The organism is Serratia marcescens subsp. marcescens ATCC 13880 (assembly GCF_017299535.1).
Lineage (GTDB): Bacteria > Pseudomonadota > Gammaproteobacteria > Enterobacterales > Enterobacteriaceae > Serratia > Serratia marcescens.
This window is the reverse complement of record NZ_CP071238.1, coordinates 1,251,939-1,267,795: the sequence shown is the minus strand read 5'-3', so window position 1 is coordinate 1,267,795 and position 15,857 is coordinate 1,251,939. Positions and strand designations below refer to the sequence as shown.

Sequence of the window (15,857 nt, the reverse complement as noted above, 5' to 3'; positions counted from 1 at the left end):
AGAGCGCAACCATAAGGAAAATAAGGAAATAGCGCGATAAAAGGATTCAGCCGGCGCACAGGCCGGGCTGGATCCGGGGAAGAGAAAAATCAGGCGGGATTCGGGATATCGATAAAGGTCACATCAAAGCCGTGGTGTTGGGCCAGCCACTCACCCAACGCTTTCACGCCGCCGCGCTCGGTGGCGTGGTGACCGGCGGCGAAGAAATGTACGCCCATTTCGCGCGCGCTGTGAATGGTCTGCTCAGACACTTCACCGCTGATGAACGCATCGACGCCGAAACGCGCCGCGCTGTCGATATAGCCCTGGCCGCCGCCGGTGCACCAGGCCACGCGGCGAATATGTTCAGGCGCGTTATCGCCGCAGTGCAGCACCGCGCGCCCCAGTCGGCTTTCGATACGCTGCTGCAGCGCTTCACCGGTCAGCGGCTGCTCAAATTCGCCGTGCGGCACCAGCGGCTCGACGTCGCCAATCACCCGGATGCCCAGCGCCTGCGCCAGCTGCGCGTTGTTGCCCAGCACCGGATGCGCGTCCAGCGGCAGGTGGTAGCCGTACAGATTGATATCGTGGGTCAGCAGCGTTTTCAGGCGATTGCGTTTCATGCCGCGCACCGCCGGCGCCTCGTTTTTCCAGAAATAGCCGTGGTGCACGATAATCGCGTCGGCCTGATGCGCCACCGCGGCGTCCAGCAGCGCCTGACAGGCGGTGACGCCGGTCACGATGCGCTGCACGTGCGGGCGGCCTTCTACCTGCAAACCGTTGGGGGCGTAGTCCTGAAACGCCGCGGCGTTCAGTTCCGTGTTGATCAGTTGTTCCAGATCGAGGTTACGCATTCTCTTCTCTCTTCATAGTCAAAATGTCTGCCGGTCGCCCTGCGCCATCAGGATGAATTTCACCCCCAGATCGTTGCCCTGCGTCAGCTGCTGCGCAATGGCGGCGCGCGCGTCTTCGCCCTGCTTCAGGCTGGGCTTGATGTGGCTGATGACCACCGGCAGACCCTTCAGCGAGCCTTCGCCGCCGCTGTACTGCGTCAGGTTCTTCAGCTCCTTCAGCAGCCAGGCCGGCGTCAAATGACCGTACAGATGTTTGTCCTCCACCCCGTTGGGGTAAGAGGTTTCGATAATCATGCCTTTGAGCTTTTTCTGCTCGACAAGCGGCCCCAGCGCGCGCCAGACGGTATCGAGATCGCGCGACTGCTCCACCTTATCCGGCCCGGTATCGCCGAAGTAGGCGAAGAACTCGTTGCCGTTGGAAATCAGCAGCATCGACGACGGGTAGCGATCGTGGCTGAGCGGGTACATCACGCCGGTCAACCCGGTCAGCCCGAGGGTAAACCGCTGCTGCGGCCGCACCGTTTGCAGCCGGTAGGTGCCCAGCCGCGCACCGTTGCCGGCGTCGGTAAAGTTCGGCCAGGCCTTCCAGTTAAAGTAGTGATTACGCAGGGTCAGCACGGTGTCCGCCTGGGCGTAAACGGTTTTTTTATTGTCCTCGGGCGAGCCGACGATCAGCCCCGCCACGTGGTCCAGATGGCCGTGGCTGATAAAGTAACTGCCGATCAACTGCCGGAACACATGGCCCTGCGGCGTGTAAGGCGCGGCCAACTCGGCGGTCACCTGCGGGAAGCTGCCCTTCTCCAGCCCTTTGGCGATGCCCGGCAGCAGCGAACCGGCGTCCAGCGCCACATACTGCGGCTGATTGTCGCTGCGGATCAGGTAGGAAGTCAGGTTGCCGTCGCTGACGCCGCCGTCGACGCCCAGCGCCACCACGTCAAAGCCGGCGATCGCCAGCGCGGAATAGCCGCTCAGGCACAGGGCCAACACCTTTTTCATCATTGCGTCGCTCCTTGCAGTTGCCTCAAGACTCTCCCCGTTTCGCCGCCTCGAACGCCGCCAGCGTCTCCAGGCGGGCTTGCTTATGATCGACGATCGGCAGCGGGTAATTCAGCACGCATGGCTGCTTTTCCGCCCAACGGTGAGGATGATGGATGTCATTGTCGGGCACATCCGCCAGTTCCGGCAACCATTTACGGATAAAAGTGCCTTGTGGATCAAAACGTTCACCCTGCGTCGTCGGGTTGAAGATGCGGAAATACGGCGCGGCGTCGGTGCCGGTGGACGCCGCCCACTGCCAGCCGCCGTTGTTGGCCGCCAGATCGCCGTCCAGCAGTTGCGACATGAAGTAGCGCTCCCCGGCCCGCCAGTCGATCAGCAGATCCTTCACCAGGAAACTGGCGCTGATCATGCGCAGCCGGTTATGCATCCAGCCGGTGGCGTTCAGTTGGCGCATGGCGGCATCGACGATCGGGTAGCCGGTCTCGCCCCGCTGCCAGGCCTGCAGCTTCGCCGCGTCATCGCGCCAGCGCACTTTGTCCGTCCAGGCGATAAACGGCCGATGGCGGCACAGCTCGGGATAGGCCACCAGCAGATGGCGGTAGAACTCGCGCCAAATCAGCTCGTTCAGCCAGGCGAAAGCGCCGCTCTCGCGATCTTCCAGCAACCGTGGGCATTCGGCGCGCAGGCGATTGAAGCACTGGCGCGGCGACAGCGCGCCAATCGCCAGATAGGGCGACAGGCTGCTGGTGCCGGCGATGGCGGGCAGATCGCGCTGGCGAAGGTAATCCTGCACTTGCTCACGGCAAAAGGCGCGCAGACGTTGCAGCGCGGCCTCCTCGCCGGCGGGATAGCCATCCCCAACCTCCGCCGCGGGGTAATCGAACGCCGCCGGCGCCTCAGGCGCAAGCAACGCGCCACCGGCACGGGTTTTAGGCGCCGGCAGGCAGCTGAGATTGGACTCGGTCAGGCGCTGAATGAAAGCGTTGCGAAACGGCGTATAGACCTTGTACATCTCGCCGCCGCCGGTTTGCACGCTGCCCGGCGGCAACAGCAGGCTGTCATCGAAACCGCGGCATGCCACCCGGTCGCTCAATCGCTGTTCCAACCGCGCATCGCGGCGCCGTTCATTCAGTTCGTACTGGCGATTGTAAAACAGCGCATCTACCTGCTCTCGCTCGCAATAGTCCGCCAGCCAGTCGATCGACGCGGCAAAGTCCGTGCCAGCATGGCAATGCAGCGCAATGCCTTTTTGCGCCAACGCCTGCTGCACCGCCCGCAGGCTGGCGTGGATCAGCGCCGCCTGCCGCGGCGCCATCTCATGTTGCCGCCACTGCTGCGGGGTGGCGATAAACACCGCCAGCACCCGGGCTTCGGGATCGCTGCAGGCGGCGTGCAGCGCTTTGTTGTCGGTGATACGCAGATCGTTACGCAACCAGACCAGATGCGTGGTCATAAAACTCCTTGTCAATCAATGGCCGTAACGCAAACGCAGCGCCTCCGGGTAAGGTTCGAAATAACGTTGTTCCGCCAGATAGCGGTCGGGGTATTCCGCCATGTAATGCTTAAGCAGCGCGATCGGCGCCAGCAGCGGCTGCATGCCCTGCCGATAACGGTCGATCAGGTGCGCCAGTTCCTGACGCTGCGCCGCGCTGAGCTGACGGCGGAAATAGCCCTGCACGTGCATCAGCACGTTGGTGTGGTTGCGCCGCGTTGCTTTGTGCGCCAACAGCGCCATCAGGCGGCTGCGGTATTCCACGGCGAAGGCCTCCAGCGAGTCCCAGCGGTGAATATCGGCGACGAAGCGCCCCAGCTCGCGATAAGCCGGCTGCGAATGCGCCAACAGTGAAAGCTTGTAGCGGCTGTGAAACGCGATCAGCCCGCCGCGGGTCAGCCCCTGGCGCCACAGCATATTCAGCTCATACAGCGCGTACACCCGTTCAATGAAGTTTTCCCGCAATGCCGCATCCTGCAATCGTCCGTCTTCTTCCACCGGCAGCCACGGCATCTGACGCAGCAGTTCAGCGGTAAACAGCCCGACGCCGTTTTTACGCGAGTCTTTGCCGTTCTCGCTGTAGACCCGCACCCGCTCCAGTCCGCAGCTCGGCGACTTGGCGCAGACGATATAACCGCACAGGTGCTGCAACGCGGCCACGCGCTGCGAGGAGAAACTGCGCATCTCCTCAGTCAGATCCACGCCGGCGTCGTTGCTGTAACGCATCGCCGGCCACGGCTGCGCCTGTTTCACCAGGCGCAGCGCCGGGCGCGGCGTGGGCAGACCAATCGCCATTTCCGGGCAAACGGGCTCAAAGCGCACATAGGGCGCCAACTGTTCCACCGCAAAGGCCAGCCGCTTGTGGCCACCGTCGAAACGCACCGCATCGCCCAGTAAACAGGCGCTGATGCCGATAGGGATCTTGTCACTCATACCGCTCTCCCGCGTTGTTAGCCGATTGAGGAAAGTGTAGAAGAATGGCTTGCCGAATACGACCTTGCGCTTGATAGGGGCGGCTATAGGCATAAAAAAACCCCCGCCGCAGGGCGAGGGTTTTTCGTGAATCAGTAGTGGCTCAGTAGAAATCGCAGGACGCCAGTTCCGCCTGCTGCAGCCAGACCGGCTTATCGCTGGTTTTTGACCAGACGCGGTGCAGGTAGCTGTAAAAACGCCCGCGATCGCTGCGGAACAGCATCACCGGCAGGGCCAAAATGCCCGCGATCACCACTGCGCTGCGGCGCAGGAGAATCCGATGCAATGAATAAGCGTGATAGGTCGTAGACATGCGAACCTCCTTAAAAACGCCTGCCGTTGATTTGTCAGGGAAAACGGCGTGGGCGTATCAAATGAACAATCGGTAATTTGGTAACTGGACAAAATTTTAGCGCACTTGATGAAAGTTTACTACTCATCCGACCACTAAATCGCACAAAAAATCGCTAATCACCATGCTGATTCGTAATTTTGTTACAATCAAGTTAATTTTTAACTAAACATGGGTTACATTGTGGTTATTATTCGGTTCTTCATCCCACGCCTCAGCCCCTGCTTATTCACACATCAGGCGCAATCTCGCCGCAAGCAGGCTGCCTGAAATGGCCAATTTCCGCTGAAATTTCAGTCATTTTTATACTTTTTTTACACCCGCCCGCGCGATTTTTTCATCTTCTTTCTACCCCTCTCCCTACACTGCCTCTATCAAAAACAACACCTCTGGAGGTGTCCCGTGAGTTTCAGCGTTATTGGTGGTGCGCTGTTGGTTCTGCTGCTGTTGGCCTATCTGGTCTACGCCCTGTTTAACGCGGAGGATTTCTGATGGCGGCTTCAGCCTTTTTACTGATCGCCAGTTTCCTGCTGGTGCTTCTGCTGCTGGCCCGGCCGCTGGGCGGCTTTATGGCGCGCCTGATCGAAGGTGAGCCGCTGCCTGCGCTGCGCGCAGTGGAAGCCGGCGTCTGGCGCGCCTGCGGCATCCGCCCCACCGAGATGAATTGGTGGCAGTACGCGCTGGCGATCCTGGCGTTTAACCTGCTCGGCCTGGCGCTGCTGTTCGCCCTGCTGATGGCGCAAGGCTCGCTGCCGCTCAACCCGCAAGGCTTCCCGGGTCTCTCCTGGGATCTGGCGCTCAACACCGCCGTCAGCTTCGTCACCAACACCAACTGGCAGGCCTACAGCGGCGAAAGCGCCCTCAGCTATTTCAGCCAGATGGCCGGACTGGCGGTGCAGAACTTCGTCTCCGCCTCCACCGGCATCGCCGTGGCCTTTGCGCTGATCCGCGCCTTCACCCGCCGCGCCGGCAAGACCGTCGGCAACGCCTGGGCCGATCTGTTCCGCATCACGCTGTATGTGCTGCTGCCGATCGCGCTGCCGATCGCCCTGTTCTTCGTCAGCCAGGGCACGCTGCAAAACTTCCTGCCTTACCTGCACGTCAACACGCTCGAAGGCGCGCAGCAGACGCTGCCGATGGGGCCGGTGGCCTCGCAGGAAGCGATCAAAATGCTCGGCACCAACGGCGGCGGCTTCTTCGGCGCCAACTCGGCGCACCCGTTCGAGAACCCAACCGTGCTGACCAACTTCGTACAAATGCTGGCCATCTTCCTGATCCCCTGCGCGCTGTGCTTCTCCTTCGGCCAGTTGGCCGGTGAAAACCGTCAGGGCCATGCGCTGATCTGGGCGATGGCGCTGATCTTCGTGGTGGCGGTGGTAGTGGTGATGGTCGCCGAACTGGCGGGCAACCCGCACCTGAGCGCGTTGGGCGCCGACAGCAACATCAATATGGAAGGCAAAGAGTCGCGCTTCGGCATTCTCGCCACCAGCCTGTTCTCGGTGGTGACCACCGCCGCGTCCTGCGGGGCGGTCAACGCCATGCACGACTCTTTCACCGCGCTGGGCGGCATGGTGCCGATGTGGCTGATGCAGATCGGTGAAGTGGTGTTCGGCGGCGTCGGCTCCGGCCTGTACGGCATGCTGCTGTTCGTACTGCTGACGGTGTTTATCGCCGGTCTGATGATCGGCCGCACCCCGGAATACCTGGGCAAGAAGATCGACGTTTACGACATGAAGATGACCGCGCTGGCGATCCTGGTCACGCCGACGCTGGTGTTGCTGGGCAGCGCGCTGGCCATCGGCACCGACGCGGGCCGCGCCGGCATCCTCAACCCGGGCGCCCACGGCTTCAGCGAAGTGCTGTACGCCCTGTCTTCCGCCGCCAACAACAACGGCAGCGCCTTCGCCGGGTTGAGCGTCAATACGCCGTTCTACAACCTGCTGCTGGCCTTCGCCATGTTCGTCGGCCGCTTCGGGGTGATCCTGCCGGTGCTGGCGATCGCCGGTTCGCTGAGCGCCAAACAACGCCAACCGGCGGGCAACGGCACCCTGCCGACCTATGGGCCGCTGTTTATCGGCCTGCTGATCGGCACCGTGCTGCTGGTGGGTGCGCTGACCTTCGTGCCGGCGCTGGCGCTGGGCCCGGTGGCCGAGCATTTGCAGCTTTGGTTGGCAAACTAACCGACGTCACAGAGAGAGAATAAGAGATGACTCGCAAACAACGCGCGCTGTTTGAACCGGCCCTGGTGCGCACCGCGCTGATCGATGCGGTGAAAAAACTGGACCCTCGCGTTCAATGGCGCAACCCGGTGATGTTCGTGGTGTATATCGGCAGCCTGCTGACCACCGCCATCTGGCTGGCGATCCTCGCCGGCCAAACCGACGGCGCCGCCGCCTTTACCGGCAGCGTCACCCTGTGGTTGTGGTTCACCGTGCTGTTCGCCAACTTCGCGGAAGCGCTGGCCGAAGGGCGCAGCAAGGCCCAGGCGGAAAGCCTGAGGGGCACCAAGAAAACCAGCTGGGCGAAAAAGCTGGCCGGCCCGCGCCGCGACGGCGCCACGGAGAAAGTGGCCGCCGAAAGCCTGCGCAAAGGCGATATCGTGCTGGTGGAAGCCGGCGACACCATCCCGTGCGACGGCGAGGTGCTGGAAGGCGGCGCTTCGGTGGATGAAAGCGCCATCACCGGCGAATCCGCCCCGGTGATCCGCGAATCCGGCGGCGACTTCTCCTCGGTCACCGGCGGCACCCGCGTGCTGTCTGACTGGCTGGTGGTGCAGTGCAGCGTCAACCCGGGGGAAACCTTCCTCGATCGCATGATCGCCATGGTGGAAGGCGCCAAGCGCCGCAAAACGCCGAACGAGATCGCGCTGACCATCCTGCTGGTGGCGCTGACCATCGTGTTCGTGTTGGCCACCGCCACCCTGTTCCCGTTCTCGCAATACAGCGTGGAAGCGGCCGGCAGCGGCAGCGTGGTCACCATCACCGTGCTGGTCGCATTGCTGGTTTGCCTGATCCCCACCACCATCGGCGGCCTGCTGTCCGCCATCGGCGTGGCCGGGATGAGCCGCATGCTCGGCGCCAACGTGATCGCCACCAGCGGCCGCGCGGTGGAAGCCGCCGGCGACGTGGACGTGCTGCTGCTGGATAAAACCGGCACCATCACGCTGGGCAACCGCCAGGCTTCGGAGTTCCTGCCGGCGCCGGGCGTGAGAGAGCAAGAGCTGGCGGACGCCGCGCAGCTGGCCTCGCTGGCGGACGAAACGCCGGAAGGCCGCAGCATCGTGGTGCTGGCCAAACAGCGCTTTAACCTGCGCGAGCGCGATCTGCAGGCGCTGAACGCCACCTTCGTGCCCTTCTCCGCACAGACCCGCATGAGCGGCGTCAACGTGCAGGAGCGCATGATCCGCAAAGGCGCGGTGGACGCCATTCGCCGTCACGTCGAATCCAATCAGGGGCACTTCCCGCGGGCGGTGGACGATCTGGTGGAAAGCGTGGCGCGCACCGGCGGCACGCCGCTGGTGGTGGCGGAAGGCGCCCGGGTGCTGGGCGTGGTGGCGCTGAAGGATATCGTCAAAGGCGGCATCAAAGAGCGCTTCAATGAGCTGCGCAAGATGGGCATCAAAACGGTGATGATCACCGGCGATAACCCACTGACCGCGGCGGCGATCGCCGCCGAAGCCGGGGTGGACGATTTCCTGTCGGAAGCCACGCCGGAAGCCAAGCTGGCGCTGATCCGCCAGTATCAGGCGGAAGGCCGTCTGGTGGCGATGACCGGCGACGGCACCAACGACGCCCCGGCGCTGGCGCAGGCCGATGTGGCGGTGGCGATGAACTCCGGCACCCAGGCCGCCAAAGAGGCGGGCAACATGGTCGATCTGGACTCCAACCCGACCAAGCTGATCGAAGTGGTGCATATCGGCAAACAGATGCTGATGACGCGCGGCTCACTGACCACCTTCAGCATCGCCAACGACGTGGCCAAATACTTCGCCATCATTCCGGCGGCGTTCGCGGCCACCTATCCGCAGCTGAACGCGCTGAACGTGATGCACCTGCACTCCCCGGCCTCCGCCATCATGTCGGCGGTGATCTTCAACGCCCTGGTGATCGTGTTCCTGATCCCGCTGGCGCTGAAAGGGGTGAGCTACAAACCGATGAGCGCCGCGGCCCTGCTGCGCCGCAACCTGTGGCTGTACGGAGTCGGCGGCCTGCTGGTGCCGTTCGTCGGCATCAAACTGATCGACCTGATCCTGGTCGCGCTGCACGTCGCCGGTTAACCATTGAGGGAAATGAACATGACGTATTTACGACCTGCGCTGGTGATGGTGATCCTGCTGACGCTGATCACCGGCATCGCCTATCCGCTGCTGACCACCGGGCTGGCGCAACTGCTGTTTTCGGGCTCGGCTAACGGTTCGCTGCTGTACCAAGGCGACAAGGCGGTCGGCTCCGCGCTGATCGGCCAAAACTTCACGCGCGCCGACTATTTCTGGGGCCGCCCGTCGGCCACCGGCGATTCGGCCTATAATCCACAGGCCTCCGCCGGCAGCAACCTGGCGGCCACCAACCCGGCGCTGGATAAGGCTATCGCCGAGCGCGCAGCGCAGCTGCGCCAGGCCAATCCTGCGATGAGCGGCCCGATCCCGGTGGATCTGCTGACCGCCTCCGGCAGCGGGCTGGATCCGCAGATCTCGATCGCCGCGGCGCGGTATCAGCTGGCGCGGGTCGCGGCGGCGCGTCATCTGCCGCCGGAACAGATCGCCAAACTGATCGAAGACAACACCGATCGGGCCACGCCCAACTTCATGGGCGAATCGGTGGTGAACGTGTTGAAGCTGAACCTGGCGCTGGATGCGTTGAAGTAACGCGCCGTATTCAGCATAGTGATAGGGTTCGGCGTGCCGAACCCCTTTTTGCTTGGTAACACAAGGAATTGCCATGGTCGAAGAAGAACAGCAGCGTCCCGATCCCGACAGCCTGCTGGCGCTGGCCAATGAAAAACCGCGCGGCCGGTTGAAGGTATTCTTCGGCGCCTGCGCCGGCGTGGGCAAAACCTACGCCATGCTGCAGGAGGCCCAGCGCTTGCGCGCTCAGGGACTGGATGTGCTGGTCGGCGTGGTGGAAACCCACGGCCGCAGCGAGACCGCCGCCCTGCTCGACGGCCTGGCGCTGCTGCCGCAAAAACGCATCCAGCATCGCGGGCGACTGGTGCATGAATTCGATCTCGACGCCGCGCTGGCGCGCCACCCGGCGCTGATCCTGATGGACGAACTGGCGCACAGCAACGCCCACGGTTCGCGCCACCCCAAACGCTGGCAGGATGTGGAAGAGCTGCTGGACGCCGGCATCGACGTGCTGACGACCGTCAACGTGCAACATCTGGAAAGTCTGAACGACGTGGTGGGCGGCGTGACCGGCGTGCGGGTGCGCGAAACGGTGCCCGACCACGTGTTTGACGAGGCCAGCGAAGTGGTGCTGGTCGATCTGCCGCCGGACGATCTGCGCCGGCGACTGCACGAAGGCAAAGTGTATATTCCCGGCCAGGCCGAGCGCGCCATCGAGCACTTCTTCCGCAAAGGCAACCTGATCGCCCTGCGCGAGCTGGCGCTGCGCCGCACCGCCGATCGGGTCGATGACCAGATGCGCGAGTTTCGAGACACCCAGGGACGCGAGAAAGTGTGGCACACCCGCGACAGCATTCTGCTGTGCGTCGGCCACAACAGCGGCAACGAAAAGCTGGTGCGCATCGCCGCCCGGCTGGCGGCGCGGCTCGGCTGCCATTGGCATGCAGTCTACGTGGAAACCCCCAAGCTGCACCGGCTGCCGGAAAACCAGCGCCGCGCCATTCTGCGCGCGCTGAGGCTGGCGCAGGAACTGGGCGCCGAAACCGCCACCCTGGCCGATCCGTCCGAAGAGCGCGCGGTGCTGCGCTACGCCCGCGAGCATAACCTCGGCAAAATCATCATCGGCCGCCGCAGCGAGCAGCGCTGGAAACTGCGCGGCAGCTTCGCCGATCGCCTCGGCCGGCTGGGCCCGGATCTCGATCTGGTGATCGTGGCGCTGGACAGCGACGCCGCGCAGCCCCCGCCGGGCAAGGAGCACGACGGCCGCAGCTTCAATGAGAAATGGCGCATGCAGCTGCGCGGCTGCGCGGTGGCGATAGCGCTGTGCGCGCTGATTACCCTGCTCTCGCAGTGGCTGCTGCCGGGCTTCGATCAGGCCAACCTGGTGATGGTCTACCTGCTCGGCGTGGCGATCGTCGCGCTGTTCTTCGGCCGCTGGCCGTCGGTGCTGGCGGCGGTGATCAACGTCGCCAGCTTCGATCTGTTCTTCGTCCAGCCCGAATGGTCGTTCGCCGTCAGCGATATGCAGTATCTGCTGACCTTCGGCGTGATGCTCGCCGTCGGCATCATCATCGGCAACCTGACCGCCGGGGTGCGTTATCAGGCCCGGGTGGCGCGCTATCGCGAGCAGCGGGCGCGCCATCTGTACGAAATGTCGCGCGGGCTGAGCCGCGCGCTGATCGTGGCCGACATCGCCAACACCAGCCGTCATTTCCTCTCCAGCAGCTTCCAGGCGAAAACCGTGCTGCTGCTGCCGCAGGAAGACGGCCGGCTGCAGCAAATGATCGGCGAGGAAGGCGGACTGCTGTCGGTAGACGAAGCCATCGCGCGCTGGAGTTTCGACAAAGGCTTGCCGGCCGGCGCTGGCACCGACACCCTGCCCGGCGTGCCTTACCAACTGCTGCCGCTCAATACCCCCAAACAGACCTTCGGCCTGTTGGCGATCGAACCCAACAACCTGCGCCAGCTGATGGTGCCGGAACAACAGCGGCTGCTGCAAACCTTCGCAGTGCTGATCGCCAGCGCGCTGGAACGGCTGCATCTGGCGCGCAGCGCCGAAGAAGCCAAGCTGGACGCCGAACGCGAACAGCTGCGCAACTCGCTGCTGGCGGCGCTGTCGCACGATCTGCGCACCCCGCTGACGGTACTGTTCGGCCAGGCGGAAATTCTCACGCTGGACCTGGCGGCCGAAGGTTCCAATCACGCCACCCAGGCCAGCCAGATCCGCCAGCAGGTGCTGAGCACCACCCGGCTGGTGAACAACCTGCTGGATATGGCGCGCATCCAGTCCGGCGGTTTCAGCCTGCGTAAAGAGTGGCAGTCGCTGGAAGAGATCGTCGGCGCCTCGCTGCACATGCTGGAGCCGCTGCTCAGCCAGCATCCGATCAAGGTCGAGCTGCCGTCGGAACAGATCCTGGTCAACTGCGACGGCAGCCTGCTGGAACGGGTGTTCACCAACCTGTTGGAAAACGCCAATAAATACGCCGGCGCCGAGGCCACCATCGGCATTCGCGCCCGCACGCTGCCCGAGTGGCTGGAAGTCGAGGTCTGGGATAACGGCCCCGGTATCCCCGCCGATCAGCTGCAGCTGATTTTCGACAAGTTTTCACGCGGCAATAAAGAGTCGGCGATCCCCGGCGTCGGCTTGGGGTTAGCGATTTGTCGTGCCATTATTGAAGTGCATGATGGCCGCATCTGGGCGGAAAACGGCGCCAACGGCGGCGCCAGCTTCCGCTTCGTGCTGCCGCTGGAAAAACCGCCCGAGATCGACGGCGACGCCTTCGATCTGTAATCAACGCAGGGGAAACGTGAGCATAACGCCAACCAACATTCTGATTGTTGAAGATGAAAAAGAGATCCGCCGCTTCGTGCGCACCGCGCTGGAGAGCGAAGGCCTGCGGGTGTTTGAAAGTGAAACGCTGCAGCGCGGGCTGATTGAGGCCGGCACGCGCAAACCGGATCTGATCATCCTGGATTTGGGGTTGCCGGATGGCGACGGGCTGAGCTACATCCGCGATCTGCGGCAGTGGAGCGCCATTCCGGTGATCGTACTGTCGGCGCGCAACGCCGAAGAGGACAAAATCGCCGCGCTGGACGCCGGCGCCGACGACTATCTCAGCAAACCGTTCGGCATCGGTGAACTGTTGGCGCGGGTGCGGGTCGCGCTGCGCCGCCACTCCGCCAACCAACAGGAAAGCCCGCTGGTGAGCTTTTCGGCGATCACCGTCGATCTGGTGAATCGCCGGGTGCTGCGCAACGACGAAGATCTGCACCTGACGCCGATCGAGTTTCGCCTGTTGGCGGAGCTGCTGGCCAACGCCGGCAAGGTGATTACCCAACGCCAGCTGTTGAGCCACGTCTGGGGGCCGAACTACGTGGAACACAGCCACTACCTGCGCATCTACATGGGCCATCTGCGCCAGAAGCTGGAAGCCGATCCGGCCCGGCCCAAACATCTGCTGACCGAAACCGGCGTCGGCTACCGTTTCATGCCTTAACCCCGGCGAGCGCGGTGTGCCACGCCTTTACGCCGCCGGGCCCTTCTTCAATCCGACCATAAATTCCTTAAACGCCTCGCGCAGCGGAGCGAACACCGGGTGTTTGCGGTTTTCGATCATCACTTCGGAGAACAGTTTCAACCCCACGGCGAAGGCCGCGCTCTGCTCGGGGCCGAAGTTCAGATCGTCACGCGCCCGAATGCGCTCGACGATCTCGAGAATATCGTCATGATTGGTCACCTCAAAACTCAGCGGTGCCTTCTCGACGGGGTTGCCCTGGCGGTCGCTCAGGGCTTCAACGGTAATGTTAAAACGGTGGCCGGGCATCAGTTCTCCTCCTGCTGCGTGGGTTGAATGTGCATTTCGCTTTCGATCGCCGCCACGGCGGTCAGCAACGCGGCGTTGATGCGCTCCACCTGCTGCGGCGTGAGATCGGCGCGCATCACGTTGCCGCGCAGCAGGCTGCGCAGACGGTTCATGGCGTCGTAGATGCCTTCCGCCAGGTTGCCGTGCCGATGATGCTCGCGGCCGGCGCCCGCCAGACGCGCCAGAATGACGTCAACCACCTGTTGATGCTTTTGCAGCTCGCCCTCGCCCGCCGTGGTGATGCGGTAGCTTTTTCGGCCGTTGCCGGTGGTGAGCGGTTCGAGAAAATCCTGTTCTTCCAGCAGCGTCAGCGTGGGGTAAATCACCCCCGGGCTCGGCACATACAGGCCGGAAGAGGCTTCCTCGATCGCCTTGATCAATTCGTATCCGTGGCTGGGCTTGCGCGCCACCAGCGCCAGCAACACCAGGCGCAGATCGCCGTGTTCGAACAGACGATGACGCCCGCCCCGGCCGCCGCGCCCACCTCGGCCGTGCTCTTCGCCTTCGCCGCCGAAGTGATGACGCCCGCCGCGATGACGGCGCCCCTCTTCGCACGCATGAGGGTGGTGGTGATGCCGGTGTAAACCTAATCGATGAAACATAGGGTGATACCTCGCTTTAACAGTGAACATCAATACGAGGTTGTTTAGATATATCTAAACAGCGTCGATAACGCTAATCTAGATCGATATATCTAAATGCGCAAGCGCGTGCCGTGAAAAAGATATATCTAAATTGCAGACATAAAAAAAGCGCTGTAAAAACAGCGCTTTTTATCCATCAAGAAAAGCGATTACTTGGCGGAAGCCAGCACTTCGCTGACGATCTCGACCGCTTCGTGCTCAATCTTCTCGCGGTGTTCCGCCCCGAGGAAGCTCTCGCAGTAGATCTTGTAAGCCTCTTCGGTGCCGGAAGGACGGGCCGCGAACCAGCCGTTGTCGGTCATGACTTTCAGGCCGCCGATCGACGCGCCGTTGCCCGGCGCCGCGGTCAGACGTGCGGTGATCGGATCCCCGCCCAGCGTACTGGCCTTGACCATCTCCGGCGACAGCTTGGACAGCGCCGCTTTCTGCGCATGGGTTGCCGGCGCCTGGATACGGTTGTAGCTCGGCGCGCCGAAGCGCTTGGCCAGATCGTCATAATGATGCTGCGGGTTCTCACCGGTTACCGCGGTGATTTCAGCCGCCAGCAGGCACATGATGATGCCGTCTTTGTCGGTCGACCAAGGCTGGCCGTTGAAGCGCAGGAACGAGGCCCCGGCGCTCTCTTCACCGCCGAAGCCCAGGCTGCCGTCGAACAGGCCGTCCACGAACCATTTGAAACCGACCGGCACTTCCACCAGCTTGCGGCCCAGGTCAGCCACCACGCGGTCGATCATCGCGCTGGACACCAGCGTTTTACCTACCGCCACATCGGCGCCCCACTGCGGGCGATGTTGGAACAGGTAGTTGATGGCTACCGCCAGATAGTGGTTCGGGTTCATCAGGCCTTTCGGCGTGACGATGCCGTGGCGGTCGTAATCCGGATCGTTGGCGAACGCCAGATCGAATTTGTCGCGCAGCGCCAGCAGGCCGGCCATCGCCGACTCGGACGAGCAATCCATGCGGATGATGCCGTCGTGGTCCAGGTGCATGAAGCGGAAGGTCTGATCGATGGAGTCGTTCACCAGCGTCAGATCCAGCTTGTAGTGTTCCGCCACCCGCTGCCAATAGGCGATGCCGGAGCCGCCGAGCGGATCCACGCCCAGCTTCAGGCCGGCGCGTTGAATGGCCGGCATGTCGACCACGTCAACCAGCCCTTCGACATAAGGCTGCACCAAATCTTTGGCGTGCAGGTGGCCGCTGTTCCAGGCCTTGTCCAGCGACTGGCGCTGAACGCCTTTCAGCTGCTGCGCCAGCAGTTCGTTGGCGCGCTTTTCGATCACCGACGTCAGGTTGGTGTCAGCCGGGCCGCCGTTCGGCGGGTTGTATTTGATGCCGCCGTCTTCCGGCGGGTTGTGGGACGGCGTAATGACGATGCCGTCAGCCTGCGCGCCGCCGCGGCGGTTGTGGCACAGAATGGCGTGCGATACCGCCGGCGTTGGCGTGAAGCCGTTGTTTTCCTGCACGATCACATCGACGCCGTTGGCGGTCAGCACTTCCAGCACGGAAATAAAGGCCGGCTCGGACAGCGCATGGGTGTCTTTGCCCACGTAACACGGGCCGGTGGTGCCCTGCTGATGACGAACTTCGGCGATCGCCTGAGCGATGGCGAGGATGTGCGCCTCGTTGAAGCTGTGGCGCTGCGCGCTGCCGCGGTGGCCGGAAGTGCCAAACTTCACCGCATGTGCGGCATTGCCAGCTTCCGGTTGCAGCACATAGTACTGCGACGTCAGCTGGGCTACGTTGATCAGATCGCTTTGACGGGCGGGCTGCCCGGCACGTGGATTATTCGCCATCGACATATCTCCCTCATCCCTGTCGGTGACCGGGCAAATACGTCGCGCACGGCCATCATGACGGGC

14 protein-coding genes are annotated in these 15,857 nt (G+C 63.0%); 6 read left to right on the top strand and 8 right to left on the bottom strand.

The genetic code is table 11. From position 1 onward, the window contains the following. Positions 1–89: 89 nt before the first annotated feature. The 5 genes from J0F90_RS05920 to J0F90_RS05900 all read right to left on the bottom strand — a co-directional run bounded on the left by J0F90_RS05920 (position 90) and on the right by J0F90_RS05900 (position 4,609). Positions 90–833 (bottom strand): type 2 GTP cyclohydrolase I, encoded by a 744-nt coding sequence (locus tag J0F90_RS05920; protein ID WP_033641073.1) that lies wholly within the window; start codon positions 831–833, stop codon positions 90–92. An 18-nt stretch (positions 834–851) separates the two neighbouring features. Continuing rightward, entirely contained in the window at positions 852–1,832 is a 981-nt protein-coding gene (locus J0F90_RS05915; RefSeq protein WP_033641074.1) for an MBL fold metallo-hydrolase, read from the bottom strand. A gap of 22 nt (positions 1,833–1,854) precedes the next feature. Continuing rightward, entirely contained in the window at positions 1,855–3,285 is a 1,431-nt protein-coding gene (gene phrB / locus J0F90_RS05910) for a deoxyribodipyrimidine photo-lyase (protein ID WP_033641075.1), read from the bottom strand. 15 nt (positions 3,286–3,300) lie between these two features. After that, on the bottom strand, positions 3,301–4,257 hold the full coding sequence (locus tag J0F90_RS05905) for a YbgA family protein (protein WP_016928741.1): 957 nt from the start codon (positions 4,255–4,257) through the stop codon (positions 3,301–3,303). Positions 4,258–4,399: 142 nt separating this feature from the next. Beyond that, positions 4,400–4,609, bottom strand: a complete 210-nt coding sequence (locus J0F90_RS05900) for a YbfA family protein (protein WP_004939916.1) — start codon at positions 4,607–4,609, stop codon at positions 4,400–4,402. A gap of 441 nt (positions 4,610–5,050) precedes the next feature. On the opposite strand from J0F90_RS05900, the gene J0F90_RS05895 reads away from it, so the two are divergent. The 6 genes from J0F90_RS05895 (at position 5,051) to kdpE (ending at position 12,988) form a co-directional block, all read left to right on the top strand. Beyond that, a complete protein-coding gene (locus tag J0F90_RS05895) occupies positions 5,051–5,140 on the top strand; it encodes a K(+)-transporting ATPase subunit F (protein ID WP_016928742.1) in 90 nt (29 codons plus the stop codon). After that, positions 5,140–6,828, top strand: coding sequence for a potassium-transporting ATPase subunit KdpA (kdpA, locus tag J0F90_RS05890; protein WP_033641076.1), 1,689 nt, complete (start codon positions 5,140–5,142; stop codon positions 6,826–6,828). The genes J0F90_RS05895 and kdpA overlap by 1 nt, the downstream gene beginning before the upstream one ends. Before the next feature lie 26 nt (positions 6,829–6,854). Then, complete coding sequence (kdpB, locus tag J0F90_RS05885) at positions 6,855–8,924, top strand: potassium-transporting ATPase subunit KdpB (RefSeq protein WP_033641077.1); 2,070 nt, start codon at positions 6,855–6,857, stop codon at positions 8,922–8,924. Positions 8,925–8,942: 18 nt separating this feature from the next. Next, complete coding sequence (gene kdpC, locus J0F90_RS05880; RefSeq protein WP_033641474.1) at positions 8,943–9,512, top strand: potassium-transporting ATPase subunit KdpC; 570 nt, start codon at positions 8,943–8,945, stop codon at positions 9,510–9,512. Between the two features lie 73 nt (positions 9,513–9,585). After that, positions 9,586–12,282 carry a two-component system sensor histidine kinase KdpD gene (kdpD, locus tag J0F90_RS05875; protein ID WP_033641078.1) on the top strand — a complete coding sequence of 899 codons (2,697 nt, stop codon included), beginning with the start codon at positions 9,586–9,588 and terminating at the stop codon, positions 12,280–12,282. Positions 12,283–12,298: 16 nt separating this feature from the next. Beyond that, positions 12,299–12,988, top strand: a complete 690-nt coding sequence (kdpE, locus tag J0F90_RS05870) for a two-component system response regulator KdpE (protein WP_016928747.1) — start codon at positions 12,299–12,301, stop codon at positions 12,986–12,988. A 27-nt stretch (positions 12,989–13,015) separates the two neighbouring features. Here the strand turns inward: kdpE and J0F90_RS05865 are convergent, their stop codons facing one another. From J0F90_RS05865 to pgm, 3 genes are all read right to left on the bottom strand, one after another. Continuing rightward, positions 13,016–13,315, bottom strand: a complete 300-nt coding sequence (locus J0F90_RS05865) for a DUF3861 domain-containing protein (RefSeq protein WP_004939927.1) — start codon at positions 13,313–13,315, stop codon at positions 13,016–13,018. After that, positions 13,315–13,956, bottom strand: coding sequence for a PadR family transcriptional regulator (locus J0F90_RS05860; protein WP_033641079.1), 642 nt, complete (start codon positions 13,954–13,956; stop codon positions 13,315–13,317). The genes J0F90_RS05865 and J0F90_RS05860 overlap by 1 nt, the downstream gene beginning before the upstream one ends. Before the next feature lie 191 nt (positions 13,957–14,147). Beyond that, positions 14,148–15,791, bottom strand: coding sequence for a phosphoglucomutase (alpha-D-glucose-1,6-bisphosphate-dependent) (gene pgm / locus J0F90_RS05855; RefSeq protein WP_016928750.1), 1,644 nt, complete (start codon positions 15,789–15,791; stop codon positions 14,148–14,150). Positions 15,792–15,857 lie beyond the last annotated feature (66 nt).

Bases quoted from the DNA above. Each gene is read 5' to 3' on its own strand.
- J0F90_RS05920 (WP_033641073.1), bottom strand. From the start codon at position 833: ATGCGTAACCTCGATCTGGAACAACTGATCAACACGGAACTGAACGCC.
- J0F90_RS05915 (WP_033641074.1), bottom strand. From the start codon at position 1,832: ATGATGAAAAAGGTGTTGGCCCTGTGCCTGAGCGGCTATTCCGCGCTG.
- phrB (WP_033641075.1), bottom strand. From the start codon at position 3,285: ATGACCACGCATCTGGTCTGGTTGCGTAACGATCTGCGTATCACCGAC.
- J0F90_RS05905 (WP_016928741.1), bottom strand. From the start codon at position 4,257: ATGAGTGACAAGATCCCTATCGGCATCAGCGCCTGTTTACTGGGCGAT.
- J0F90_RS05900 (WP_004939916.1), bottom strand. From the start codon at position 4,609: ATGTCTACGACCTATCACGCTTATTCATTGCATCGGATTCTCCTGCGC.
- kdpA (WP_033641076.1), top strand. From the start codon at position 5,140: ATGGCGGCTTCAGCCTTTTTACTGATCGCCAGTTTCCTGCTGGTGCTT.
- kdpB (WP_033641077.1), top strand. From the start codon at position 6,855: ATGACTCGCAAACAACGCGCGCTGTTTGAACCGGCCCTGGTGCGCACC.
- kdpC (WP_033641474.1), top strand. From the start codon at position 8,943: ATGACGTATTTACGACCTGCGCTGGTGATGGTGATCCTGCTGACGCTG.
- kdpD (WP_033641078.1), top strand. From the start codon at position 9,586: ATGGTCGAAGAAGAACAGCAGCGTCCCGATCCCGACAGCCTGCTGGCG.
- J0F90_RS05865 (WP_004939927.1), bottom strand. From the start codon at position 13,315: ATGCCCGGCCACCGTTTTAACATTACCGTTGAAGCCCTGAGCGACCGC.
- J0F90_RS05860 (WP_033641079.1), bottom strand. From the start codon at position 13,956: ATGTTTCATCGATTAGGTTTACACCGGCATCACCACCACCCTCATGCG.
- pgm (WP_016928750.1), bottom strand. From the start codon at position 15,791: ATGGCGAATAATCCACGTGCCGGGCAGCCCGCCCGTCAAAGCGATCTG.